The organism is Chryseobacterium tongliaonense (assembly GCF_041224435.1).
In the GTDB taxonomy this organism is placed as follows: Bacteria; Bacteroidota; Bacteroidia; order Flavobacteriales; family Weeksellaceae; genus Chryseobacterium; species Chryseobacterium tongliaoense.
Genome location: NZ_JBGFFD010000001.1, coordinates 420664 through 446486, shown reverse-complemented (window position 1 = coordinate 446486; position 25823 = coordinate 420664). Strand labels below are relative to the sequence as shown.

The 25823-nt window shown below is 38.0% G+C and carries 23 protein-coding genes; 10 read left to right on the top strand and 13 right to left on the bottom strand.

The genetic code is table 11. The features are described from left to right. The first annotated feature begins 129 nt into the window (after positions 1 to 129). Complete coding sequence (locus tag AB8P06_RS02190; protein ID WP_369837261.1) at positions 130 to 840, top strand: C40 family peptidase; 711 nt, start codon at positions 130 to 132, stop codon at positions 838 to 840. 147 nt (positions 841 to 987) lie between these two features. Here the strand turns inward: AB8P06_RS02190 and AB8P06_RS02185 are convergent, their stop codons facing one another. The 6 genes from AB8P06_RS02185 to AB8P06_RS02160 form a co-directional block, all read right to left on the bottom strand. Further along, positions 988 to 1569 (bottom strand): pentapeptide repeat-containing protein, encoded by a 582-nt coding sequence (locus AB8P06_RS02185; protein ID WP_369837258.1) that lies wholly within the window; start codon positions 1567 to 1569, stop codon positions 988 to 990. A gap of 75 nt (positions 1570 to 1644) precedes the next feature. Then, positions 1645 to 2874 carry a rod shape-determining protein RodA gene (gene rodA, locus AB8P06_RS02180; protein ID WP_369837256.1) on the bottom strand — a complete coding sequence of 410 codons (1230 nt, stop codon included), beginning with the start codon at positions 2872 to 2874 and terminating at the stop codon, positions 1645 to 1647. Beyond that, complete coding sequence (locus AB8P06_RS02175) at positions 2871 to 4901, bottom strand: peptidoglycan D,D-transpeptidase FtsI family protein (protein WP_369837254.1); 2031 nt, start codon at positions 4899 to 4901, stop codon at positions 2871 to 2873. Before AB8P06_RS02175 ends, rodA begins: the two co-directional genes overlap by 4 nt. After that, the gene (locus AB8P06_RS02170; protein WP_369837251.1) at positions 4898 to 5404 is read right to left on the bottom strand and encodes a rod shape-determining protein MreD; all 507 of its coding nucleotides are present in this window, start codon (positions 5402 to 5404) and stop codon (positions 4898 to 4900) included. The genes AB8P06_RS02175 and AB8P06_RS02170 overlap by 4 nt, the downstream gene beginning before the upstream one ends. After that, a complete protein-coding gene (mreC, locus tag AB8P06_RS02165; RefSeq protein WP_369837249.1) occupies positions 5397 to 6251 on the bottom strand; it encodes a rod shape-determining protein MreC in 855 nt (284 codons plus the stop codon). The genes AB8P06_RS02170 and mreC overlap by 8 nt, the downstream gene beginning before the upstream one ends. Positions 6252 to 6279: 28 nt before the next feature. Continuing rightward, positions 6280 to 7305, bottom strand: coding sequence for a rod shape-determining protein (locus tag AB8P06_RS02160; protein WP_007840147.1), 1026 nt, complete (start codon positions 7303 to 7305; stop codon positions 6280 to 6282). Between the two features lie 355 nt (positions 7306 to 7660). Here AB8P06_RS02160 and hemA point away from each other — a divergent pair, with 355 nt between their 5' ends. The 4 genes from hemA to hemE are packed head-to-tail and all read left to right on the top strand — an operon-like array spanning position 7661 to position 11620. Beyond that, on the top strand, positions 7661 to 8935 hold the full coding sequence (hemA, locus tag AB8P06_RS02155; RefSeq protein WP_369837246.1) for a glutamyl-tRNA reductase: 1275 nt from the start codon (positions 7661 to 7663) through the stop codon (positions 8933 to 8935). Continuing rightward, complete coding sequence (hemC, locus tag AB8P06_RS02150) at positions 8922 to 9830, top strand: hydroxymethylbilane synthase (RefSeq protein WP_369837243.1); 909 nt, start codon at positions 8922 to 8924, stop codon at positions 9828 to 9830. The genes hemA and hemC overlap by 14 nt, the downstream gene beginning before the upstream one ends. 33 nt (positions 9831 to 9863) lie before the next feature. After that, complete coding sequence (locus tag AB8P06_RS02145) at positions 9864 to 10544, top strand: uroporphyrinogen-III synthase (protein WP_369837240.1); 681 nt, start codon at positions 9864 to 9866, stop codon at positions 10542 to 10544. 50 nt (positions 10545 to 10594) lie between these two features. Beyond that, positions 10595 to 11620, top strand: coding sequence for a uroporphyrinogen decarboxylase (gene hemE, locus AB8P06_RS02140; protein ID WP_369837237.1), 1026 nt, complete (start codon positions 10595 to 10597; stop codon positions 11618 to 11620). Between the two features lie 63 nt (positions 11621 to 11683). On the opposite strand, the gene AB8P06_RS02135 is transcribed toward hemE, so the two are convergent. Then, positions 11684 to 12316 carry an NAD(P)H-dependent oxidoreductase gene (locus tag AB8P06_RS02135; RefSeq protein WP_369837235.1) on the bottom strand — a complete coding sequence of 211 codons (633 nt, stop codon included), beginning with the start codon at positions 12314 to 12316 and terminating at the stop codon, positions 11684 to 11686. A gap of 158 nt (positions 12317 to 12474) precedes the next feature. Next, positions 12475 to 13299: a T9SS type A sorting domain-containing protein gene (locus AB8P06_RS02130; protein WP_369837232.1), complete on the bottom strand. Its 825-nt coding sequence runs from the start codon at positions 13297 to 13299 to the stop codon at positions 12475 to 12477. Between the two features lie 190 nt (positions 13300 to 13489). Between AB8P06_RS02130 and AB8P06_RS02125 the strand changes: the two genes are divergently transcribed. After that, a complete protein-coding gene (locus AB8P06_RS02125; RefSeq protein WP_369837229.1) occupies positions 13490 to 13630 on the top strand; it encodes a GNAT family acetyltransferase in 141 nt (46 codons plus the stop codon). 29 nt (positions 13631 to 13659) lie between these two features. Here AB8P06_RS02125 and AB8P06_RS02120 read toward each other — a convergent pair whose 3' ends face one another. From AB8P06_RS02120 to AB8P06_RS02100, 5 genes are all read right to left on the bottom strand, one after another. Beyond that, entirely contained in the window at positions 13660 to 14880 is a 1221-nt protein-coding gene (locus tag AB8P06_RS02120) for an aminotransferase class V-fold PLP-dependent enzyme (protein ID WP_369837227.1), read from the bottom strand. Positions 14881 to 15143: 263 nt separating this feature from the next. Continuing rightward, complete coding sequence (locus AB8P06_RS02115; protein WP_369837224.1) at positions 15144 to 15788, bottom strand: 50S ribosomal protein L25/general stress protein Ctc; 645 nt, start codon at positions 15786 to 15788, stop codon at positions 15144 to 15146. A gap of 56 nt (positions 15789 to 15844) precedes the next feature. After that, a complete protein-coding gene (locus tag AB8P06_RS02110) occupies positions 15845 to 16783 on the bottom strand; it encodes a ribose-phosphate pyrophosphokinase (RefSeq protein WP_369837222.1) in 939 nt (312 codons plus the stop codon). Positions 16784 to 16866: 83 nt separating this feature from the next. After that, positions 16867 to 18417 carry an SGNH/GDSL hydrolase family protein gene (locus AB8P06_RS02105; RefSeq protein WP_369837219.1) on the bottom strand — a complete coding sequence of 517 codons (1551 nt, stop codon included), beginning with the start codon at positions 18415 to 18417 and terminating at the stop codon, positions 16867 to 16869. 10 nt (positions 18418 to 18427) lie between these two features. Next, the gene (locus AB8P06_RS02100; RefSeq protein WP_369837217.1) at positions 18428 to 19663 is read right to left on the bottom strand and encodes an OmpP1/FadL family transporter; all 1236 of its coding nucleotides are present in this window, start codon (positions 19661 to 19663) and stop codon (positions 18428 to 18430) included. 276 nt (positions 19664 to 19939) lie between these two features. Between AB8P06_RS02100 and AB8P06_RS02095 the strand changes: the two genes are divergently transcribed. The 4 genes from AB8P06_RS02095 to AB8P06_RS02080 all read left to right on the top strand — a co-directional run bounded on the left by AB8P06_RS02095 (position 19940) and on the right by AB8P06_RS02080 (position 25810). After that, entirely contained in the window at positions 19940 to 21352 is a 1413-nt protein-coding gene (locus tag AB8P06_RS02095; RefSeq protein ID WP_369837215.1) for a PSP1 domain-containing protein, read from the top strand. Beyond that, positions 21345 to 21806, top strand: coding sequence for a gliding motility lipoprotein GldH (locus AB8P06_RS02090; RefSeq protein ID WP_369837213.1), 462 nt, complete (start codon positions 21345 to 21347; stop codon positions 21804 to 21806). Before AB8P06_RS02095 ends, AB8P06_RS02090 begins: the two co-directional genes overlap by 8 nt. A 6-nt stretch (positions 21807 to 21812) precedes the next feature. After that, entirely contained in the window at positions 21813 to 24194 is a 2382-nt protein-coding gene (locus tag AB8P06_RS02085; RefSeq protein ID WP_369837211.1) for a penicillin-binding protein 1A, read from the top strand. A gap of 74 nt (positions 24195 to 24268) precedes the next feature. After that, a complete protein-coding gene (locus tag AB8P06_RS02080) occupies positions 24269 to 25810 on the top strand; it encodes a protein adenylyltransferase SelO (RefSeq protein WP_369837209.1) in 1542 nt (513 codons plus the stop codon). The last annotated feature ends 13 nt before the right edge of the window (positions 25811 to 25823 follow it).

The window sequence follows — 25823 nt, the reverse complement described above, 5'->3', positions numbered from 1 at the left end:
TAATATGTTAAAATGTGTTAAAACAAGAACCTGACATTAATCATATCTAAGCTCTTTTGATCGGAATCTTTACTTTTGTAATGCTTTTGGAAATAAATATTCCTTTTTAACACGGATAATCAAATATATATGAAGAAAAGAGTTTTGTTTTATTTAGTTGCTATAGTTTCTACAGTTTCTTTACAATCTTGCGTTACAAATTACGTAGTTTCAAAACCGGCAACTTACTCCAAAGAATACAAAACAGATGCCAAACTAGCTTCTATTGATACCAAGAAAATGGAACTGGATAAGCAGACATTGATCAATTCATTTCTTGCTGAAAAGGCGGCATCTTTAGCCAATGCTAAAAATTCTATTAAAAATTCTCAGATTGCCAAAGCAGTCAAATACAATAAAACGATAGACAATATCTTAACTGAAGCTGAAACATACCTTGGAACTCCTTACAGATATGGAGGAATGACCAGAAACGGTATAGATTGTTCAGCTTTTGTTCTTTCCGTATTCGGAGCAGCAGCAGGGCTTAGCTTACCAAGAGTAGCAGCTTCTCAGGCTCAGGAAGGTGAAAGAATTGAAAAAGAAAACCTACAGAAAGGTGATTTGATTTTCTTTTCTCACGGAAGAAGAATTTCTCACGTAGGTATTGTAGAAAGTGTAACTGAAGAAGGTGAAGTAAAATTCATTCATGCAGCCACTTCAAGAGGGGTTATGATTTCTTCGCTTAATGATTCTTATTGGGGACCAAAATACAGATTCGCAAAAAGAATAATTAATGAAAACGGAGAATCTTATAACAACTTAGCTGCTACGACAGCAACTTCAGCAACAAGTTTTTAATTTTAAATAATTGATTTAAATAATGAAGCCATCAAAATTTGATGGCTTTTTTATTTTGACTGTCTTTATTTTATTTAACCTTATTTTCTGGAAAGAAATAAACAACATCACTACTAACTTCTAATTTCTAATCTCTAACTTCTCTTCTTAGCTATTTTTCTCAATTTGAATATCAAACCTATCCAAGAGTCCATGTACTTCAGAAAGTGAAAATCTGGCCTTCTTTAGCCTATTGGAGCCCGGATCTATGGAATAATTGAAAGAAGTCCTGAAGTCGGCTTTTTCAAGGTTGGTATTTATAAAAATGGCACCCATCATATCACAATTAGTAAAGCTGGCAAAAGACAGATCACTTTCTTCAAAATCCACCTCATTGAGTTTTGAATTTTTAAATACCGTTTTTTTAACTGAAGTCTTATAAAATGTGGAATTATTCAGAAGGCATCCGTCAAATTTAAATGAAAGCCCGAATTCATTACAATCATTAAACTGAAGCCCAAACATCTTGCTGTCTTTAAAAACTACCTCACGAAAAGCTGTATTATCAAGCTTTGCCATGCTCAGATTGCATCCGGTGAATTCACAGTCGGTAAATTTAAATTCAGAAAGATCAAAGTACTCAAAATTGCAGTTTCTGAATACACAATTTTCATACTCTCCTTTTTCCAATGGAAACTGAATGAAGTCTGTGTCATCAAAATTCTGGTCTGTGATATAAGCTTCTTTCATCGCTATTTTAGGATTTTGATTTAATGAAATATTGATTTGCAGATATCCGTAACGCTGTTACCTCAGGCTTCCCGTTTAAACCAGACTGTTTTTATCCGAATAATTCAGCTTAAAGAAAATAAAGGTCATAATGGAAAAAGCAAGCAGAGAGCTTCCTCCGTAACTGAAGAACGGCAAAGGAATACCAACTGTCGGGAAAAGCCCCATAACCATCCCTAAATTAATCGTAAAGTGCATCAGAAGGATCGATGCAAAGCAATACCCGAAAACACGGTTAAAGGTAGATTTCTGTTTTTCTGCGAGGTAATAAATTCTACCGATGAAGATCATGTAACATATAATCAGCAATGCGCTGCCTACAAATCCCCATTCTTCGCCTACCGTACAGAAAATATAATCGGTTTCCTGCTCGGGAACAAATTTTCCCTGGGTTACCGAACCTTCACGATATCCTTTTCCTAAAAGTCCACCGGATCCGATGGCTGTTTTAGAGTATAATAAATTGTATCCTGAAGTATCCCTGAACGCTTTTTCTCCTTTGTAAAGAACTTCAATTCTTTCTCTCTGGTGTTTGGGAAGTTTTTCTAAAATATAGGGTGAGGCAAAAGCCAATCCGCATAAAAGAAGAATTGATCCTGCGATACCTGAAATAGAAATAACATCCCAGGACATCTTATGATAGTTCATTGCTATTAAAATTCCGGCAATCACAACAATGGCAATTACGATATAGATGGGCGGAATTGCCAGTGCAATTAAGAAAACCGCAGCAAAAAGAAACCCTATCCCAAACAGAAGACCACTCAATCCTTCTCTGTATAAGGCAATGAAAAATGCAATAAACACAAGCATGGAGCCCACGTCCGGAATGGCAAGCACTACAACAGCAGGAACACCTATAATTGCTAGGGAAGTCCAGAGGGATTTCTTAATGCTTAAATTAAAATCAGGCCCCGAGACATAATTGGCAAGCATAAGTGCCGTTCCTATTTTTGCAAATTCAACAGGCTGCATGGTAAAACTCCCGAATTTATACCAGTTTTTTTGCCCGAGAATTTCTTTACCGAAAGGAAAAAGCCCTATCAGCAGCAAAACACCGCCGATATAAATAATTCCGGACATGTTTTCAAAAAACTTGCTTCGCCCTACAAAAATAACAAGCCCTACAAATAATGAGATGCAGAAAAAGATCAACTGCTTTTCACCAAGTTTCTGGTCAACACTATAGATGTTAGCAATCGCAAACAGGCAAAGCATCAAATACAAACCAAGGCCTAATTTATCTAATCCTTCCGTCCATTTCATTGCTTCCTGGTTTTTTTGGTTGATACTTCTGTGTCTATCTGTTTTTGTAATTTTTCTTTCTGTTTCTTGATAAAATCCAGACTGTCCTGTATTTTCTTAAGTTTTATGGAATCTGCTTTAGGTTCTACATATAAACCTTTACGTTTCAAATCCGCGATCCATTGCCTTTTATATTCGGGCATGAAACTGGCTGAGGTCATTTTTTTATAAAGATTCTCTCTTTTTAAGTCTCCAGTAATATATTTCTCTGCAATTACCGTACTCGCCGGACCTGCCCATGTTGCTCCGAAACCTGCATGTTCCATTACGGCTACAACTACAATTTTGGGCTTATCTGCAGGGGCAATCAATACAAAAATGGAGTTATCTTTTCCCTGAGGAACCTGTGCTGTACCTGTTTTTGCCAATTGGGTAAAGTCGTTTGATTTTAAACCTCTTGCTGTACCTCTTAAAACTACGGCTTCCATTCCTTTCAGAACCGGCTCGAAGTGTTTGGGATCAACTAAAGTTTTATGTTTCTTTTTAAATCTAGGGTCAGGATTGGGTTTCCCGTCAATTGCTTTTACAATATGTGGTGTATAATACCAACCTTTATTGGCAATAGCTCCCACATAATTGGCAAGCTGAAGAGGGGTCACCATAACGTCGCCCTGTCCCATCCCGTTGAAAACCGCACCGGTAGCCAAAGCATCCCAGTTTTTGTAATCTTTTTTGGAACCACTCGCCTTAAGGATAGATTTCATTCTTTTTTCATAAAATTCGCCGGATGGAATTCTTCCTTTTGCACCCACGGCAAAATCATTATTCAAAAATTCTCCTACTCCAAAGCTGCTCATGATGGCTTTCCATTCATCAACTCCTTTTGAAGGATTCCCGGGATATTTATTAAGAATCGCTAAATAAGCATAAGAGAAGTAGCAGTTACTGGAAACCTGAATTGAAGGAATTAACGGATCTGCGCCACCGTGTCCTTTAATTCTTAATCCTCTGTAATTAAACCCGCCACCGCAAGGGAAAACAGTATTCTCATCCATCACACCCATCTGCATTGCAGATAAGGCAGTCAATAGTTTGAAAGTGGAGCCCGGTGGATAACCTGCCTGCAAAGATCTGTCGAATGTAGGCTTATTTTCGTAAAGTGTATCTTTGGATAAAGCGTATAAATTTTTTGATTTGTTTGGCCCTGTAAAAAGATTCGGGTCAATATCCGGACCTGTTGCCGCTACCAGAACCTCGCCGTTATTCGGATCTAAAGCAACAATTGCCCCATGTTTATTAACCAGCATTTCTTCAGCCATTCTCTGCAGATCGTAGTCAATGGTCAGTGTAATGTCTTTTCCGGTCACTACATCTTTATCAAGCGCTCCGTTTTTATAGGAACCTATGTTTCGAAGCTTAATATCTTTTTGAATATACTTCATCCCTTTTACTCCGCGAAGTTCTTTTTCATAGGATTTTTCAACTCCGGTTTTCCCGATGAAGTCTCCCGGCAGATAGTATATTGAATCTTTTTTAATTTCTCTTTCGTTTACCTCACTGGTGTATCCTAAAAGGTTTCCGGAAGTGGAAACTTCATACTGACGTTGAGGTCTTGAAACAATGCTGAAAGCAGGATATTTAAATATGATTTCCTGAACCCTAGCGATATCTTCCCTGCTGAGGTCTTTGATAAACGTCATGGGAGTTAGCTTGGAATAATACTTTTCTTTTTTGATGACATTGATCTTATTAATGAAATCATTTTTACTGATTCTCATTAAATTACAGAATCCAAGGGTATCAAAATCAGGTTTCATTAAAGCCTGGGTGAAAGAAATTTCATAAGCAGGCTGGTTACCTACCATAATTTTTCCGTTTCTATCAAAAATAACTCCTCTTTGCGGAATAATGTATTCGATCTTAATGGAGGTGTTGGCCGCATTTAAGGCATAACGGTCTGTAAACAACTGTAAATAAGCAAGCCTTGCCACAAAAATAAGGGCAATAACAGCAAGGGCGGCAAAGACTTTTAAATAACGTGTGTTCAAACTTTTTGTTTGATTTTAAATATTAATGCGTAAATAACGATAAATATAAAGGAAATTATACTTGTTACCAACACATTAAGTAATATTTCAAAAAATCTGCTCAACTTAAAAAACTCAATATATTGTACTAAAAGCTGATGCAGAAAGATACTTGAAAAAAGAAACAGCAAAAACTGCGCCCACTGAAGGGACTGAAACGAGAAAAAGTCTGTGGAAGTATCGGTAGAAGTCCTGAAAATCAAAGTTCTGAAATAGGCAATCAAAGTAGTTGCCAATGCATTGATACCCCATGAATTTAAGAAAGCATCGACTGCCAGACCGATCAGGAAACTTAATGCTAAAAATTGAAATTTATTTCTGAAGAAAGGATAAAACATAACGAATACAGGATATAACACCGGAGTATATTTACCCAGCAAGGTGATCCTGTTCAATACAAAAATTTGCAGTGCAACAAGAAAAATCATGATCAATATATCCGTAAATAAAGTCCTGCTAATCATTTTCTTTTTTTATTACTGCCTGCAATGTATCCTGAATTTTCTGTACTTCAGCTTTCTTAAGGTTTTTAACGACAAATACTTTGTTTAAAGCCCCCATCTTTTCGCTCAGCTCTACTGAAATGTCCCAGAATCCTGTTTTATTATCTACGGAATACCCTGCGATTGTTCCGATCATAACGCCTTTAGGGAAGATTGCTGATTTACCGTCTGTAACCACGGTGTCTCCAACTTTTAATGCAACATACTTCGGAATATCCGCCAGGTGCATCACTCTTGAGTTGTCTCCGTTCCAGGTAAGTGTACCGAAATATCCGGAGTTTTTAAGGGAAGCATTAATTCTGATCGTACTGACACTTAAAACAGACTGAACCAATGCATAGCTGTCTGTAGAATTAATAACGATCCCCGCGATCCCTTTCGGAGCCATTACACCCATCTGAGGAAATACCCCATCGCGTTTTCCACGATTGATGGTAAAATAATTATTACGTCTGTTGATACTGTTAAAAACAATTTCCCCGTCTACAAATGTATAGATCTGCCCGCCTCCTAAAGTATCGTGAACTTTTCTGAAAACAGGATTCTTCGCACCTTCTTTTCCATAAAGCTCTGTCATTAGGGCTTTATTCTGGGCAACAAGGTCTTCGTTGATCTGTTTCAGCTTAAGGTATGAAACCCCTTCATCAATATATCCGGAGATCCAGGAATTTAAAGCCGCCGATTGGCCGGCAATCCAGGATTTCTGCATGGCGTTTTTAGAGAATATCAGAACCAGAGCAATAATTTGCAAGAAAATAAAGAAGACAAAAAGAGCATTCTTCGAAAATAATCTCAGCAAAAATCCCATTCAGATAAAGTGTCGTAAAAAGTTAAAATTATTTTATTAAGAAATTGAATTTATCCATATTCTTAAGCGCAATACCGGTCCCACGAACAACAGCTCTTAACGGATCTTCCGCCACAAAAACAGGAAGGCCCGTCTTTTTGTGAATTCTGTCTGCAAGACCTCTCAATAAAGCACCACCACCGGCAAGATAAATACCTGTTTTATAGATATCGGCAGCCAATTCCGGAGGTGTTAAAGAAAGAGTTTCCATTACGGCATCCTCAATTCTGATGATCGATTTGTCTAATGCGCGGGCAATTTCTTTATAGCCTACCATGATTTCTTTCGGCTTACCTGTGATAAGGTCTCTCCCTTGTACCGGAATATCTTCAATATCAACATCCAAGTCTTCAACGGCAGATCCTACTTCAATTTTCACTCTTTCAGCTGTTCTTTCACCGATATAAAGGTTGTGATGTGTTCTCAGGTAATAAGCAATATCGTTGGTAAATACATCTCCTGCAATTTTCACAGATTTATCACAAACAATACCACCCAATGCCACTACAGCAATTTCAGTAGTACCGCCACCTATGTCAATAATCATATTTCCTTCAGGCTTCTGTACATCAATTCCAACTCCTATTGCGGCAGCCATCGGCTCATAGATCAATCTTACTTCTTTCGCATTCACTTTCTGTGCAGAATCTCTTACCGCTCTTTTTTCAACCTCCGTAATTCCTGAAGGAATACAGATTACGATTCTTAAAGCCGGCTGAATAAATTTCCCTTTAATTCCGGGGATTTTTTTGATAAATTCTTTGATCATATGCTCAGAAGCATGAAAATCTGCAATTACCCCATCTTTCAACGGACGAATTGTTTTGATATCCTCATGAGTTTTCCCCTGCATGTGTTTTGCCTGCTCTCCTACCGCGATCGGCCTTCCCGTAGAACGTTCAATGGCAACAATTGACGGCTGATCTATAACAATTTTGTTATTATGGATGATAAGCGTGTTAGCAGTTCCAAGGTCTATCGCAATTTCTTGCGTAAACATATCGAATAAACTCATATTTTTCTTCTGATTTTAAGATTACAAAGATATAAATTTAAGACTACGAATGAAATTTGACGAGCATATAATTTGGTTAAAATTTTATTAAAATTTTATTTTTTTTATTAACTTTTACTTTTATTATTTAAAGAAGCCTTTTAAAGCAGGCTTTGAGTTTTTTACAAAATGCGGAATGTAAAATATATTCATGATAAACGCTTGTTTTTCAATGATCAGCATCTCCGATTAAATTCTGCTACAGCCATGAACGTTTTAACTCTTAACCCTGAATTCAAAATAGTTTTTTACGATAACAATCATATACATTATCAGAAAATGTTTAATTAAAAAAAACGTAAATTTGCTCCTGCTTATGTTACAGTATTCCAATATACATCAAACATCGAATTTCGCCGTACTTTCTATAAGCTATGAAAAGGCTGATGGAGAAACCCGGGGGAAGTTTGCGTTTTTTGATGAAAATATAAAAAATTTTGTTACCCGGATTCATGATGAAGATCTAGGGGATGCTTTTGTGGTTTCCACATGTAACAGAACCGAAATTTACACTACCTCTCCCAATTATCTTCTGATAGCTGAAGAATACTGTAAAACAATCGGGGTAAACCTTACTGATTTCCTTCAGTATGCCAATATTCTGACCAAAGAAGAAGCGTTAACCCATTTATTCAGGGTAGCAGCCGGACTGGAAAGCCAGATTATCGGGGATTTTGAGATCATCGGACAGATCAAAAAAGCATATGCCCGTTTCAAAAAGGAAAGACAAAATTCCAATCCTTATCTGGAAAGATCGATCAATTCCGCCATTCAGATTTCAAAAAGAATTAAAAATGAGACCGGGATTTCCAATGGGGCCGCATCGGTTTCTTACGCTGCCGTTCATTACATACTTAACAGCCAGAAAAAAATTACCGAAAAGAACATCCTGCTTTTAGGAGTTGGAGAAATCGGGCAAAATACGGTAGAAAACCTGGTAAAGCATGTTTATCAGCCAAAGATAAAAATCACCAACAGAACTCAGGAGAAAGCTGAAAAGATTTCCCAGAAATATAATATTCCTCATGTCGATTATTCTGATTTTGACAAGGAATTAAAAAATACCGACATCCTTATCGTTGCAACGGGAGCTAAGCATCCTATTGTAAACACTTCTCATTTCCCGAACGGAAAAGAAACTTTAATCATTGATCTTTCTATTCCGCACAATGTTGAAAAAGATGTCACCAACAATCAAAATGTAACGCTTGTTGATGTTGATGAGCTTTCAAAACAGATTCAGGAGACCATTCAGCAAAGGGAAAAGGAAATTCCGAAAGCTGAAAAAATCATCAAGGAAATGACGAAAGATTTTCTTGAATGGGAAAAGAAAAGAAGGCTGGCTCCCAACATCCACCATTTCAAAGCGGTTTTAAAGAACATGGAACGTAATGAAATGCACCAGTTTTACAGAAAAAACAAATACATCAATGTCAATGATATGGAGCTTTCTGACAAGATGATTCAGAAAATCACCAATCGTTTTGCAAAATACATCATCGATAATCCTTTGAAAGCCGAAGAAATTAGTAAATTAATGCACGAAATATTAGTTGAACAACCAAACAACGAATTCAATGAAAAGCATTAGAATAGGAACAAGGAATTCCGCACTTGCTCTTTGGCAGGCAAGAGAAGTAGCAAGGCACCTGCAGAACAATAATTATATGACTGAGATTACACCGATCGTTTCATCCGGTGATAAAAATCTTACTCAGCCTCTTTATTCCTTAGGGATCACCGGTGTTTTTACAAGAGACCTGGATACGGCATTATTGAATGATGAAATTGATATTGCCGTACATTCTTTAAAAGATGTGCCTACCCAGTTACCGGACAACATTGAACTCATTGCTTATCTTGAAAGAGATTTTCCTCAGGATGTCCTGATCAGAAAAGAATCGGCTAAAGATAAAGAATTTCACGAACTGAAACTTGCGACAAGCAGTCTTAGAAGAAGAGCTTTCTGGTTGAGAAATTATCCTGCAGCCTCATTTTCCGATATTCGCGGAAATATCCAGACGCGTCTTCAAAAACTGGAAGAACAGGACTTTGACGCTACAATCCTGTCTCTGGCGGGTATCAAACGAATGAAAATGGATATCGGCTACGAAATGTTACCTTTAATGATCCCCGCTCCGTCACAGGGTGTAATCACTGTAGCCGGACATTCTGATAAAAAGGAAATCAACGAAATCGTAAGCCAGATTAATCATAAGAATACACAGATCTGTGTAGATATCGAGAGAAACTTTTTAAGAACTCTTGAAGGCGGCTGTACAGCACCTATCGGGGCTTTCGCTGAAATTTTTGACGATCAAATCCGTTTTAAAGCAGCACTTTGCTCACTGGATGGTAAAAACTGTATCGCTACAGATGAAAACTTCATCTATAATGATTCCGAAAATTTTGGAGAAAAGTTTGCAAAAATTGTTCTTGAAAATGGCGGAAAAGAATTAATGGCGGAAATTAAAAATCAGCTGTAAAAATTCATCCTTTTACTTCACCTGTTGAATGACATGAAAATCTTATTTACCAAAAATATAGACCCTTCTGTTTTATCCAAAGAATTAGGAGAGCATATTGTGGCCGATTGTATTGAGGTAATCAAGACCACTTCCATTAAAGTAAGTCCTTTTGATTTAAAGGACTATTCTTTAATTTTCACCAGCGTAAACGGAGTAACTTCCTTTTTTAAAAATCATTTCAGACCCAACGAAGATTTTACTGCAAGGAATTACAATAAAATCTATTGTGTCGGAGAGAAAACAAAAAAAGAATTAAGAAAGCACGGTTTCGGAACTTTTAAGGTTCTGAAAAATGCAGAAACCCTTTCAAGGTTCATCATAGGAAACTGTTCGCAGGAGAAATTCTTACATTTTTGCGGAAACCTGGCCATTGATGTGCTGGATAGTGACCTGCCTTTACAGAATATCAGATACAAGAAAATAACAGTTTACCATACGGAGGAAATCAATCCTTTAATAACTGAAAAATATCATGCTGTAGTTTTTTTCAGTCCGAGTGGAGTTCGTAGTTTTGCAAAACAGAATTCACTGGAAGATAAGATGATATTTTCTATCGGAGAAACCACCTCCAATGAGTTGAAAAAATACACTTCACATCCTGTTTTTACCTCTGAAGGAAATAATATGAAGTCTGTCCTCGAGTTGATACAAAAGAAAATGATCAGCCAATAAAGCACTTATTGCCGGAAATAATGTATGGCAATATTAGTTTAAAATAAATTATGATTAAAAACGACCTTTATCTAAAAGCTCTTCGCGGAGAAACAGTGGAAAGACCACCGGTATGGATGATGAGACAAGCCGGCAGATATCTTCCGGAATTCATTGCTCTTCGTGATCAATATGATTTCTTTACAAGATGCCAGACTCCTGAATTGGCTGCTGAAATAACAGTACAGCCGATCAGAAGATTTCCGTTGGATGCTGCAATCTTATTTTCTGATATTCTTGTAGTCCCTCAGGCTATGGGAATTGATTTTAAAATGAAGGAATCAGTTGGGCCATGGCTGGATACACCGATCAGAACAATGGAACAGGTTCAGAATATTGAAGTTCCCGATGTTGATGATACTTTAGGATATGTTTTCGACGCTATTGAACTAACCCTGCTGAAATTAGATAATGAGATTCCATTGATTGGTTTTGCAGGCTCACCCTGGACGATTCTTTGCTATTGTGTGGAAGGAAAAGGAAGTAAAGCTTTTGATATCGCCAAGTCGTTCTGTTTCCAACAGCCGGAAGCGGCTCATTTACTGCTTCAGAAGATTACGGATACAACGATTGCTTATCTGAAAAGAAAAGTAGAAAAAGGCGTTTCTGCAGTGCAGGTCTTCGATTCATGGGGCGGAATGCTTTCCCCGGATGATTATCAGGAATTCTCATGGAAATATATCAACCAGATTGTTGAGGCATTAAGCCCGCTTACCCATGTGGTGGTATTCGGAAAAGGATGCTGGTTTGCATTGGAAGAAATGACGATGTCTAAGGCATCAGCATTGGGAGTTGACTGGACGATCAAGCCTGAATTTGCAAGAACCCTGACGAATCACACAATGACCCTTCAGGGAAATTTTGATCCGGCAAGACTGCACTCAACTCCTGAAACCATTAAAAAGATGGTGAATGAAATGATCAACCGTTTCGGAAAAGACAGGTACATTGCTAACCTTGGCCATGGAATTTTACCCAATATCCCGTTGGAAAACGCAGAAGCGTTTATCAGAGCTGTGGTAGACTGGAAGCCTTAATCTTTAATGTTATAAAATATAAAAGCCCTTTCGATAAAAAAGGGCTTTTTCTATGAGAAAAAATTAGTTGACTTCGGTAATGAAATCTTCTTTTGATTTTCTGATTTTGGTAAGGTTCACCAGCCAGTCATTATCAGCATCTCTGTATCCTAATGGCAAAAGTAAAACACTCTTTAAGCCTTTTTCTTTTAAATTCAGGATATTGTCGACTTCTTCCGGTGAAAACCCCTCCATCGGCGTTGAATCTACCCCTTCAAATGCCGCTGCAATAATAGCAGCACTGAAAGCAATATAAGCCTGTTTTGCCGCATGGGTAAAGTTCTCTTCTGCTGTTCTCGGCGGATAAGTACTCAGCAAATACTGTCGGTAATTTTCCCAGCCTTCATTTTTAAATCCTCTGATCTCATTGGTAAGATCAAACATATTGTTGATTCTTTCTTCAGTATAGTTGTCCCAGGCTGCAAATACTAAAAGATGTGAACAATCGGTGATCTGCGGTTGGCCCCAGGCTACCGGCTTTATTTTCTCCTTAATTTCCTGATTGGTGATTACAATGATCTCGAAAGGCTGAAGCCCGCTGGAAGTAGGTGCTAATCTTGCCGCTTCCAATATTTTATCCACTTTCTCTTGTGGTATTTTCTGACCGTTCATTGCTTTGGTAGCAAATCTCCAGTTTAGTTTTTCCAATAATTCCATAAATTAAATTTAGACAGGCAAAATTACTTCAATGCGGAGAAATAAATACTCCTTAAAAACCTATTTGAAGCATTGTCAAAATCTATAATTTATGCAATAACTAAAATCTTAGTTTGCCTTTTGAATAAAGCCTCCGATATGTTTCGGAGGCTCAGTGTTTATTCTTTTAATATTTTTTTCTTAATGATTTCTTTATCTCCACTGATGGTCATTATGTAGATTCCTTTCTGAAGATCAGATAAGTCATATGAATCCTGTTTCTTTTCAAAGGTTTTTATCATTTTTCCGGACATATCAATAATGCTGACTTTCCCTATCTTATTTTGATTACCGGATGTGATGAAAACATTATCCTTTACAGGGTTTGGGTATACATTCACCTGATCAGTAACAGAAACCTCCGAGGTTGCTAAAACGACACCATTTGTGATCAGTAAGTCATCTACAACAACTCCGTAAGAATAATCACCGGCATCATCATAGATAAATCTTAACTGAAAGCTGGCATTGGCGTACGGTGTCAGATCAATATCCGCAGCTGTTTCATAAGTGGTCACCACATATGAGAATGTGTTAAAGTCAATATCCCAAACCCCTTTATCACCGGAAGACGTAAATATCTGTACCCATGATGTACCATTGAATGCTTCAACTTTCAGGATAGAATCAAGATCGTACGTTTTATTGGCATATTTAAATGAAAGCTTGGGAGCTGAGACCCCGGTAAGATTGATGACCGGTGAAATCAATCTGGCATTGGTATTTATACTTGTCGGCCCGGCATCATCATCATCAAAAAAGGCGGCTCCACTGGGAAAAGAAGCAAACCCGTTCTGAGTCCCCACTCCCCAGTTATAAGCTGTATCCGGATTATCTACCGTCCAGCCCGTTGGCAGTGTATTACCACCGTTAAGGTTTTCTGAAAAAACCTGTGCATTGCATATTCCGCACACGGATAAAAAGAATAGAAATAGCTTTTTCATAATATAATATTTAATGTTTGTATAAATTTAATGAATTATTTACTAAAAATACAATATTACACTTGAAATTCAACACCTTACAAAAACATATTCATATTATGTTGACGAAAATAAAACACAACTGATCATTCAGCTTTTGCATTCATTATATTTTTATCTTTAGGTTCTGTAATCTTTTAAATCACATCATATGAAAAAGTTATGTAAGGAAAGGATGGAAAAAATTATGGATGGTGGCCCGATCTGCAATGGTTGTGCAGATGAATATGTTCAATGCTTTATTGAGGGAAAATGCTATTGTGTTCCCCAGGGAATGTGCCAGTTCCAGTAATAAAAAAAGCTCCCGTGAGGAGCTTTTATTTATGATAGCATTTTCTGTGCTTTTTTGACACCTTCGACCAGCAAATCAATTTCCTGGAAAGTATTATAGACTGCAAAACTGGCTCTTACGGTCCCTGCAATATTAAAGAAGTCCATGATCGGCTGTGTACAGTGGTGTCCTGTTCTCACAGCGATTCCCATTTTATCAAGGATCATTCCGACATCTGAAGAAATCCCGGTTCCTTCCAGATTAAATGAAACAACGCCTGTTCTTTTAGCTTTTTCTCCATAGATCTTTATATTTTCTATTTCCAAAAGCTGTCTCTGTGCATATTCCAGTAATGCATTTTCATGGCTTTGGATGTTTTCACGACCTACTTTGTTAATAAAATCCACAGCAGCTCCCAAAGCGATATTTCCGCCTACATTTGGGGTTCCCGCTTCATATTTAAAAGGTAAGGCAGCATAAGTAGTTCCTTCAAACGAACAGGTTGCAATCATTTCCCCACCGCCATGAAAAGGTGGCAAGGATTCTAAAATTTCCTGTTTTCCATATAAGATCCCGGTTCCCATCGGAGCATACATTTTATGCCCTGAAAACACAAAGAAATCACAGTCCAGTTTCTGTACATCAATGGTAAAATGCGGTGCAGACTGGGCTCCGTCGATGACAATATAGGCATCCGAATTTTTTCTTGTTCTGGCAATAATCTCTTCAACAGGATTTACAATTCCCAAGGCATTGGAAACCTGATTTACCGAAACGACTTTCGTTTTTTCGTTTAAATACTGATCGAGAAAATCTAATTGAAGAATTCCGTTTTCATCAATCGGGATGACGCGAAGTTTTGCACCTGTTCTTTCACAAAGCAATTGCCATGGAACGATATTAGAATGATGCTCCAGATAAGAAATGATAATCTCATCGTCTTTTTTAAGTTTTTGAGTTAAAATATAGGCGATGAGGTTCAGTCCTTCTGTAGTTCCTTTTGTAAAAATGACTTCAAAATCATGTTTTGCATTAATGAATTTCTGGATCTTTCTTCTTGAAAGTTCCATTTCTTCTGTTGCCAACTGACTAAGTGTATGAATTCCTCTGTGTACATTAGCGTTAAGCTCTGTATAATATTGATTCCAGACTTCCAATACCGAATCCGGTTTCTGGGATGTAGCTGCATTATCTAAGTAAACCAGCGGTTTACCGTTCACCTGCCTGTTTAATATTGTAAACTGACTTCTTATTTCTTGAATGTCAAACATTTATTAAATTTTTAATTAAACCGTCCTTATTTAGAACAGGTCAAATTTACGGCTTTTTTCTGAGAATAGAATTGATTGGCTAAGAAAGCTGAGATCGTAAAAGGGTTAAATAGCAAAGGGGTAAAATGGCGAATTTATTTATTATTTCTTTCAGTCATTTGCTTCTTCTGTTTTTACCTTTTCGCTTTAGCTCTTTTTGCTAAAAAATAAAAAAACCCGCCAATAAATTGACAGGTTTTAATATTGTTTTCAATAAGCAATTCTTATTCTGCTGCAGTTTCTTCTGCTGCCGGAGCACTTCCTTCAGCTTCAGCTACAACTTCTTCATCTTCATCATCTTCGGCTGCTGCCCCACCTTTCATTGCATTTCTAGACATCTTAACAGCTACAACAACTGCATTGTCAGGGTGCATGAAAGAATATCCTTCAGTTTTGATACCACCAACATAAATTTTGTTACCAATTTTAAGTGGAGTAACATCAACAACGATTTCATCCGGCAAGTTTGCAGGAATCGCTTTGATTTTTAATTTTCTGAAAGACTGACGTAAAACACCACCAGCTACAACACCTTTTGAACGACCAGTGATTCTTACCGGAACTTCCATAACTACCGGCTTGTCAGCTGATAATTGATAAAAGTCTGCGTGAAGAATTCTGTCTGTAATCGGGTGGAACTGAATATCCTGAAGAACTGCTGGAATGGTCTGACCATCAACTTCAATAGATACCGTGTGTGCTTCAGGAGTATATACCAAACCTTTGAACGCTTTCTCTTCTGCAGAGAAGTTCAATGGCTCGCCACCTCCATAAACAACACAAGGAACTAATTCAGCATCACGTAAAGCTTTTGTAGACTTTTTGCCCACGCTTTCTCTTTTTGTACCTTGAATTGTAATAGATTTCATTTATAAAAAATTTAAAATTTTGTTTAAAACTATTTTTGCAAATCGCTAATTATCAATTAAATAACAAACTTACTGCTAATTGACTGGTGCTCATGAACCATCTTCATAACGTCTGCAAATAATGGGGCGCAAGATAGCACTTTTATTTTAGTTGACAAATTATTTTTCACAGGAATTGAGTCTGTTACAATAACTTCCAACAATTTTGAGTTTTCAATATTCTCGTAAGCCATTCCTGAAAGCACTCCGTGAGTGGCCATCGCTCTTACTGATTTTGCTCCTTTTTCCATTAAGATATCTGCAGCTTTGCAAAGTGTACCTGCTGTATCAATCATATCATCGATAAGGATAACATTTTTACCTTCCACATCTCCGATAAGGAACATTTCTTCCACCACATTCGCTTTCTTTCTTTCCTTATAAGCAATTACTACTTCTGCACCGAGGTGGCCGGCATAGTTTTTCGCTCTTTTTGCACCTCCCATATCCGGAGAAGCAATGGTAAGATCATCCAGGTTCAGATTTCTGATGTAATCTACGAAAATGGTAGATGCATATAAGTGATCTACCGGAATTTCAAAGAATCCCTGAATCTGGTCTGCGTGAAGATCCATCGTCATTACTCTTGTTGCTCCAGCAGCTGTTAAAAGGTTAGCTACCAATTTTGCACCGATTGGAGCTCTTGGCTTGTCTTTTCTGTCTTGTCTTGCAAGTCCGAAATAAGGAAGTACAACGGTAATACTTTTTGCAGAAGCTCTTTTTGCAGCATCAATCATCAGAAGAAGCTCCAGAAGATTGTCTGCAGGAGGGAACGTAGATCCGATTAGGAAAACTCTTCCCCCTCTTACAGATTCATCTAAAACAGGCTCAAATTCCCCGTCACTAAACTCCTGAAAGTTGATTTTTCCTAATTGCTGCCCATAATGCTGGGCAATTTTCTCTGCCAAGTCCTTACTCGTCCTTGTACAAAATAGATAACTTAACTGATCGGCCATTTTTACTTTTTAAAGATTTTGCAAATTTAAAAAAAAACCACAAGAATTACTCCTGTGGTCTTTAAGTTTTTATTTTCCTTTTATTAAGGGAATTTTATTCCTGAATAATTGTTCGGATTCAGCTGTGGTAGCGAAGATTTATACGTTGAATTGATTGCTTTGATAAATTCATTGGCAACAATTGCATATCCTCTGCCGGTTAAATGTACCCCGTCTAAAGAGAAAGCTCCTCCGGTTACAAATTTAGCTGTGTATTTTACACCATCAAAAGATATTCCGGATTGGGCATTCAGTTCAATCATTTTTTTATTGGCATCTACAAAAGCATATCCTTTAGCTTCTGCTGCTGCTTTAATGGTCGTATTATAGCTTGCAATGGCAGTATTCACTTCTGTCACTTCCGTAGCAGTCAATACATATTTATCTGCAAACGGATAAGCGATTCCTCTTGCGCCCAGTGTTGCAGGCACTCCCGGAGGTAATGTCTGAAGCGTTCCTATTTCAGCTTTTGACGTTAAAGGAACCAGATCTCCTGCTTTTGCCTGTCTTGCCTGTCCGTAAGTAGCACCAAGATAAGCTGCCAAAGCGATTAAAGTAGGGTTTCCGGAACCTGCTGCCGCAGCTGTAATCTGAGGGCCAAGATCTGTTAAGCTTTCATCTTTAATCAACAACGGATTCGAAGCTGTTTTTGAAAGTGGCTTTATTCTGTCGCCTGCATTAAAAGCAGTCAGAATCTGATTCAACGGTCCGTAAAGATTGGTATTCAGATTATCGATAGTTGCATTTCCTGCATCTACATTCCCGCCTCCTAATACAGAAGCTGTCAGCGGATTATAAGGAATTGTGGTTAAAGAAGGAATTGAGGTTACATTAGGGATATTTGCGATAACCCCTTTAGCATTAGTGGTTGAAATCTCATTGATTAATGCATTATAATATTGTGTAAACTGAGCTGCCGGAGTTAATGTTTCCACAGAGCTGTCTCCACCTGCCAGAGCATATAATAAAGCATCGTTATTCCCTATCCATAATGAAAAGAATGTAGGATTCTGAGCTTTAAAATCACCGATCACCGATGCAGTCGGGCTTGAAGCAAACCTCACAAAGTAAGGGTTGGCCGTTTTTGTAGGAATCCCCTGGATATTTCCGTATCCCGGAGCCAGTAAATGAGCCACTTTTGCACCCGGAACTCCCATATTGTTAAAAGGCCCCGTTAAAATAGTATTAACTACTGTTGTGGCAGTGTTATTATTTGCATATTTTAAATCAGGTGAGCCATTCACAAAAGCGTTGATATACAATTTTGTGTTTGCAATCTGCACCGGACCTGCTAAAGTGTTTAAAAGTAATCCCCCGTTGTTATCTGGCATTAAAGGTTGCTTGAAATCACCGCCACCGGCAAATTTCATCTGTTGAGCAATCATTGAAGGATAGGATTCATTTTGTCCGTCAGCATAAAGGGCACCGTCTCTGTATCCTGAAGTCAGTGAGTTTCCTAAGGCAACATATTTGGAAAAATTGGCTTCACCCTGTGTTACCTGGATATCTTTTACATCCGTATCAAAATCATCTTCGCAGCTTGTTGTAAAAAGAAGTGCGGAAATAGCGATTGTAGAAATTATAATTTTTTTCATAGTCTTTCAATTAAAAAGGATTGTAAGATAAACCCAGACCAAAATAGAATGCAGTAGCTTTCGCCTGCCCTACAAATCCGAGGTTAGCATTTTTCACGTCTCTGGCCTGAGGCATAGCATATCCACCGGCAATATCAACTCCGAATTGTTTTAATTTAAACCCAACCCCACCTGTTACTACATAAGTATTGAATGAAGGTGTTTCAGGAATAAAATTTTCATCGGTATAAGGAGACTCGTCATAGTAAGCACCAAGACGTCCAAAGATCATATCATTAAACGCATACTGTGTCCCCAATCTGAAAGTTTTTGAATTTCTGAAGTTTTTAGGAGCCACAAGAACGGTAGGATCTGCCTGGTTTCCGACAGGAGCATTGGCAAAATCCAAAGTCAGCTTGCCGTATCTCTCCCATCCATGATAGTTAAAGTCTGCAGAGACCAACCATTTTGGAGTAATTTTATACGTTAAACCGATCGTATATTCTTCTACTAGAGGCAATGTCGCCGTAAAGCCGTCTTTTCCCGATCCGTCTAATCCTAATAACGGATAAATAGATTGTGACGGGAACTGGAAGGTAGCCGTTCCTTTTTTAGCTTTCATATCTACCGGTGAACGGTAAGCGATGCTTATATCAAGTTTGTCTTCCGGTCTGAAATAAAATCCGAAACCATACCCGTGACCGCTTGCTTTGTCATCATTAATATTAACCTGTCCACCAAATTGTGTCACAGCCTTATCCCAGTCTACTTTTCCTTTTGCATAAATATAGCTTGCTCCGAAAGCCAGCCAGGGGGCTAATTTCACGGAAACCATAGGTTGGAAATAAAAACTCTTCAGTTCAAGCTTCTGAACCATTTCCCTTCCTTCCCAGTCGTTCGGCCATTGAATAGTACTTCCAAAAGGTGTTGAAAAACTAAAACCAACTGACAAATTCTCTAGTGCCTTATAGGTAACTGCAGCATAAATAGGAGTTCCCAAAGGGTTGTCAGTTTCCGTACTCTGTAAAGTATTTAAATTCTGAAAAGTAACTTTATTACTTGCTCCAAATCCTCCGGCTACTATGCTCAGCTTGGAAGGAATGAATGACATACCTGCAGGATTAAAGAATGCCACACTTGCATCTTCGGCATGCGCACTAGTATGTGCCATTGCCAATTGTTTCACCCCTTGCAGAGATACTCTGAAGCCTCCCGCGTAAGATAAAACACCCGCCAATAAAGCAGTTGATACTAATATTTTTTTCATAGACTATTATTATATAACCCAAATATAAAATTATTTTGAATACGTCTGTTAATATTTCTTAATATTTTAAACGTTTAGGCGAAAGAAAATTATGTTTAAAATAGTACTTTAGTAAAACATCATCTTAATGATATATATATTAGGACATTAATAATATTTTACTCAATATTCGATTTTTTTGTTTAATATTAAACAATGATGTTAATGAATATTTGAATTTTTTAGAATTACATAAAGATAAAAATATATAAATTTGCAAGATTAAATAATAGTTATATGAGTTGTGGATGTAAAACATCCGGCGATTCTGCGCATTCTTGCGGACCCAAGAAATCCGCGAATGGTTGTGAAAATGTAAATACCTGTGGTAATAGTTATAAATTAAGTGTTTTCGACTGGCTTTCCAACATCAACAATCCTGCGTCAAACAGGTGCGATTATGTAGAAGTCAGATTTAAAAATGACAGAAAATCGTTTTATAAAAATGTAAATAATTTCCCTTTACATATAGGTAGTGTAGTCACAGTAGAATCAAGCCCGGGACATGATGTCGGTGTAGTAAGCCTCACCGGAGAATTAGTAAAAATTCAGATGAAAAAGAAAAGGTTTTCTGAAGAATTGGCGCTTAAAATATACAGACAGTCTAACCAGAAAGATATTGAGGTTTGGCAGGAAGTCAGAAAAAAAGAAGAAAGTGTAAAGATAGAAGCCCGAAAGATTGCTCAAAGATTAAACCTTGAAATGAAGGTTACCGATGTTGAGTATCAGGGAGACGCCTCAAAGGTCACCTTCTATTACACGGCAGATAACCGAATAGATTTCAGGCAGTTAATCAAAGATTACGCCTCTACCTTCAGGACTAAAATCGATATGAAACAAATCGGTTTCAGACAGGAGGCAGCCAAAGTGGGTGGAATCGGATCTTGCGGAAGAGAGCTTTGCTGTTCTACATGGTTAACTGATTTCAGATCGGTAAATACCAATGTAGCGAGATATCAGCAGCTTAGTATCAATCCTCAAAAACTGGCAGGACAGTGTGGTAAGCTGAAATGCTGCCTTAACTATGAGCTTGACAGTTATCTTGATGCGCTGAGCAATTTTCCGTCTTCTTCAACCACTCTGGATACAGAGAAAGGAAGAGCTTTCTGCATTAAAATAGATGTTTTCAAAAAGAAAATGTGGTTTGCTTATGTAGATCATTCTATGGCGTGGTATGATTTCGATATCGACTTGATTAAAAAATTAATCGCCCAGAACAAAAGAGGTGAAAAAATCTTGCCTCTTGAAGATCTGAAGCAGCCTGATATCCCTTTACAAAGCATTGATCTTATCCAGGAAAACAGTGTAGACCGTTTCGAAAAGAAAAATAAAGGGTTTAACAAAAACAGGAATCAGAACAACAGGCCAAATAATAACAATAATAATCAGGGCCAAAGAAAAAACAGACCTGAAAGATCCGACAGACCTGAGCGACCAGACAGACCGGAAAAATCGGTAAGACCCGAAAGGCCTGAAAATACGGGTAGCAATTCCAACAACCAGCCAAGACAGCAAAAGCCTCAACAGCCCAAAGCTCAAATGGAAAAGATAGAGGTGGCTCCTTCTGATGCAAACAAAAATCCGCAGCAAAACCCGAATAAGAAAAAATTCAAAAAGAAATTCCCGCCCAAAAAAGATAGAAATGCATAAAATTTTAGGATTATTGAGTCTTATCCTTTTCTTTAGCTGTAATTCTTCAGGAGAAAATGTGATGATGAATTCCGTTAATAACAAATGGAATAAGAAAAGTGAACAAAAATTTAATCTTGAAATTTCAGATCCGCAGAATCCTAAAAATATTATATTTGTCGTAAGAAATAACAACGATTATCCTTACAGCAACATAAGGTTTATTGTCAATTTCACCAATCTTCAAAACAAGAAAAAAGAAACGGATACATTGAACTATGTACTTTCCAAACCTAATGGAGAATGGCTTGGAACGGGTTTTGGAGATACGAAGGAAACATTCTTTCAATATAAATTGAATTACACGTTTCCGGCTAAGGGAAAATATGAAATCGGGCTTACCCAGGCCATGAGAAATGATAACCTTCCCGGAATTGAAGATATTGGAATAAAAATAGAAACGGCTAAACCGTAACCATACATGGAAGAGAACAGACAAAACTCTGGAAGTAAGGGAAAAACATTTCCGCTTCCACCCAAAAAAAATAATAAAAATAACTCATGGAAAAAATGGGTTAAGTTTATTTGGCTTGGATTCATTGTAGTAGTTTTAGGAATTTCAGGACTTTTCTTTGCCGTATCCCAAGGCTTTCTTGGTGAAATGCCTGATGTAAAAGAGCTTGAAAATCCTGATATTTTCGTAGCCTCTGAAATTTATTCATCAGACGGCGTACTATTAGGCAAGTTTGAAAAAGAAAAAACCCAGCCTATTACCTACAAAGACCTTCCGCCTTTTCTGGTGTATGCTTTACAGGCCAAAGAAGATGAGCGTTTTAAAGAGCATTCCGGGATCGATTTACAGTCGATTGCCAGAGCCGTGGCTTATGGTGGCGGAAGAGGTGGTGGTTCTACCATTACCCAGCAGCTTGCCAAATTGCTTTTCACCGGCGGTGCTTCACAGAATAAATTTCAGAGAGCTTTCCAGAAGCTTAAAGAATGGGTCGTTGCCGTAAGCCTTGAAAAAAGATATACCAAAGAAGAGATTGTAACGCTTTATTTCAACAAGTTTGACTTTTTATACAATGCCAACGGTATTGAAATGGCTTCCAGAATATACTTTAACAAAAGTACCAATCAGCTTACGTTACCTGAAGCCGCCATGTTTGTTGCCATGCTTGAGAATCCGGTAAAAAACAACCCGATGCGTAACATGGACAGAGCCAAAGCAAGAAGAGACGTTGTTCTGGAGCAGATGCTGAAAACAGGCTATATCGATCAGGCAACTTATGACAAAGGAGTTTCAACACCTATTACTTTAGATTATCATCCGATTAAAAATATCAATGATGACTACTCTGCGTATTATAAGTTTTATCTGAAGAAAGAAATCGATAACTATCTTAAAGATTACGAAAAAGATACCGGTAAAAAATTAAACCTTTACAAAGACGGCTTAAAAATATATGTGACCCTTGATTCTAAAATGCAGAAATATGCAGAGGATGCAATCAGAGAGCACTTAACCGATCTTCAGAAAAGATTTGATGCGGAACAGAGAGGCAGAAAAAGCTGGCCTTTCTATTACCTGACCAACAAACAGGTGAACGATGTGATGCTTCAGGCAATGAAGAGAACCGGACGTTACAAACAATTGAAAGCTGCCGGAGTTTCCGAAGATTCAATTTTAATGGAGTTCAAAAAACCTATCAAAACTTCCCGTTTCACATGGAATGGTGAAGAAGAGGTTGAAATGTCTCCATGGGATTCTATCAGATGGCACAAAAAAGTGGCTCAGGCCGGTTTAATGTCTATGGTTCCTGCAACAGGCGAAATCAAAGCATGGGTAGGAGGAATCGACTGGCAACACTTCCAGTATGACCATATCAAACAAGGAAAAAGACAGGTAGGTTCCACATTCAAGCCTTTTGTGTATGCAACGGCAATTATGAAGCTGGGAATGACTCCTTGCTCTACGGTTTCCAACGGAACGTATGATCATAAAGGATGGCATGTTCCCGGAAGAGGCGGAATGCTGACCTTAAAAGATGCATTAGCCCACTCTCAGAACCCGGTAGCAGCACGTCTTATTGAAATGACCGGAGTAGATGCCGTAATTCAAACGGCAAGAGATTTAGGAGTAACAGAAGAAATTCCAAGAAACAATACCATTGCTTTAGGTTCGTCAGATATTACCATCTATGAAATGTTAGGCGCCTACAGTACTTTCGCCAACTATGGTAACTACAATAAACCGGAAATGATCTGGAGAATTGAAGACGCCAACGGTAGAGTAATTAAAGAAGTAAACGTAGAGCCTAAAGAAGTAATGAACCCTCGTTATGCTTACACCATGATCGAACTGATGAAAGGTGTAGCACAATTCGGTACCGCTTCGGGAGAACTTTCCAGAAAAGGAATTTCAAAAGCTGTGGAAATTGCCGGTAAAACCGGTACCACTCAGAACAACTCCGATGGTTGGTTTATGGGTATTACTCCAAAACTGGCAACAGGAACCTGGGTAGGATGGGAAGACAGGGCAACTCACTTCCTGGGTACGGGTGAAGGACAGGGTGCGAGAATGGCATTGCCGATCTGGGCAATCTATATGAAAAAAGTCTGGGCAGATAAGAGCTTAGGAATTACACCTGATGATAAGTTTGTAAAACCGTCAGACTGGAAAGACGGATGTTCAGATCTTAAAGGCCTAAGCGGAGGTTATGGTGATGACGGAAGCCTTCAGACCATCGACGAGATTAAAAACCCGAAACCTGTAGACCCTACCCCAAAAAGCAATACAGGAAAAAAAGAAGATAATGTAAATGACAATCTAAACACCAGCGAGGAAATAGATTTCAATAAATAAATTCTCTTTTAGAAATACATGAGACCTTTCAATCTAATTGGAAGGTCTTTTTTTATTATCGTATCTTTGAATCTATGAATATTGAAAGCATCAGACAGCCGTTTATAAAAAATTTTCCCGGAGATTTCTCTGGTAATCCCATGCAAAGAGCAACTCCGAAAGTTTTATTCTCTACGATAAATCCGGCAGGTTTTGATCATCCGAAACTGATTGCTTTTAATGAAAAACTTTCAGAAGAAATAGGATTAGGAAAATTTAATGAGCAGGATCTTGATTTTCTTGTAGGGAATAACCTCCCGGAAAATGTTCAGGCTTATGCAACAGCTTATGCAGGGCATCAGTTTGGAAACTGGGCAGGCCAGCTTGGAGACGGAAGAGCAATTCTTGCCGGTGAAATTATAAACAGTTCCGGTGAAAAAACGGAAATCCAGTGGAAAGGTGCCGGAGCTACTCCTTATTCAAGACATGCAGACGGACGGGCAGTGCTGAGGTCTTCGGTACGAGAATATCTGATGAGCGAAGCTATGTTTCATTTAAAAGTTCCGACAACGAGAGCCTTAAGCTTATGCTTTACCGGTGAGGATATCATCAGAGATATGATGTATAACGGAAATCCGGAGTACGAACCGGGAGCTGTCATTATCAGGACCGCAGAAAGCTTTCTCCGCTTTGGTCATTTTGAATTAATTTCTGCCCAAAGAGAATATAAAACACTTCAGGATCTCGTTGATTTTACCATTCAAAATTATTTTCCGGAAATTATATCAAACGGAACAGACCGTTACAAAGATTTTTTCAAAAACGTTTGTACAAGAACTGCCGATCTGATGACCGAATGGTTCCGGGTAGGGTTTGTTCATGGTGTGATGAATACCGATAACATGTCCATTCTCGGCCTTACAATTGATTATGGGCCTTATTCAATGATGGATGAATATGATCTTAATTTTACGCCCAACACCACTGATTTACCCGGCAGAAGATATGCTTTCGGAAAACAGGGGCAGATTTCACAATGGAATTTATGGCAATTGGCCAATGCTCTTCATCCATTGATAAAAGATGAAAAATTCCTGGAAGACACATTAAATTCTTTTGGAAATTATTTCTGGGAAGCTCATGATAAAATGCTTTGCAGCAAGTTCGGTTTTGATCGGTTACAGGAAACTGATGAAGAGTTTTTCAGCAACTGGCAGGCACTGATGCAGGAATTACAACTTGATCACACCTTATTCTTTAATCAACTGGAAAAATTACAGGATAACACTGACATTACCTCTCTTTTTGAAAACATCACCTATTCCGCTCTTACATCCGAAACCATTGTAAAGCTCGAAGATTTTATAAAAAAATACCGCGAAAGACTCACCGGAAACCATATTTCGCAAGAAGATTCTCTTGAATTAATGAAAAAAAACAACCCGAAATTTATTCTGAGAAATTATCTGCTTTTTGAGTGCATTGAAGAAATCAAAGAAGGCAAAACGGAAATGCTCAATAAATTAACGCATGCACTGGAAAACCCTTATGAGGAGATCTATCCTGAGTTTTCTAAAAAAAGACCTTCAGGATATGATGATATCTCCGGATGCTCAATGCTTTCCTGCAGCTCTTAGATATGGATAATTA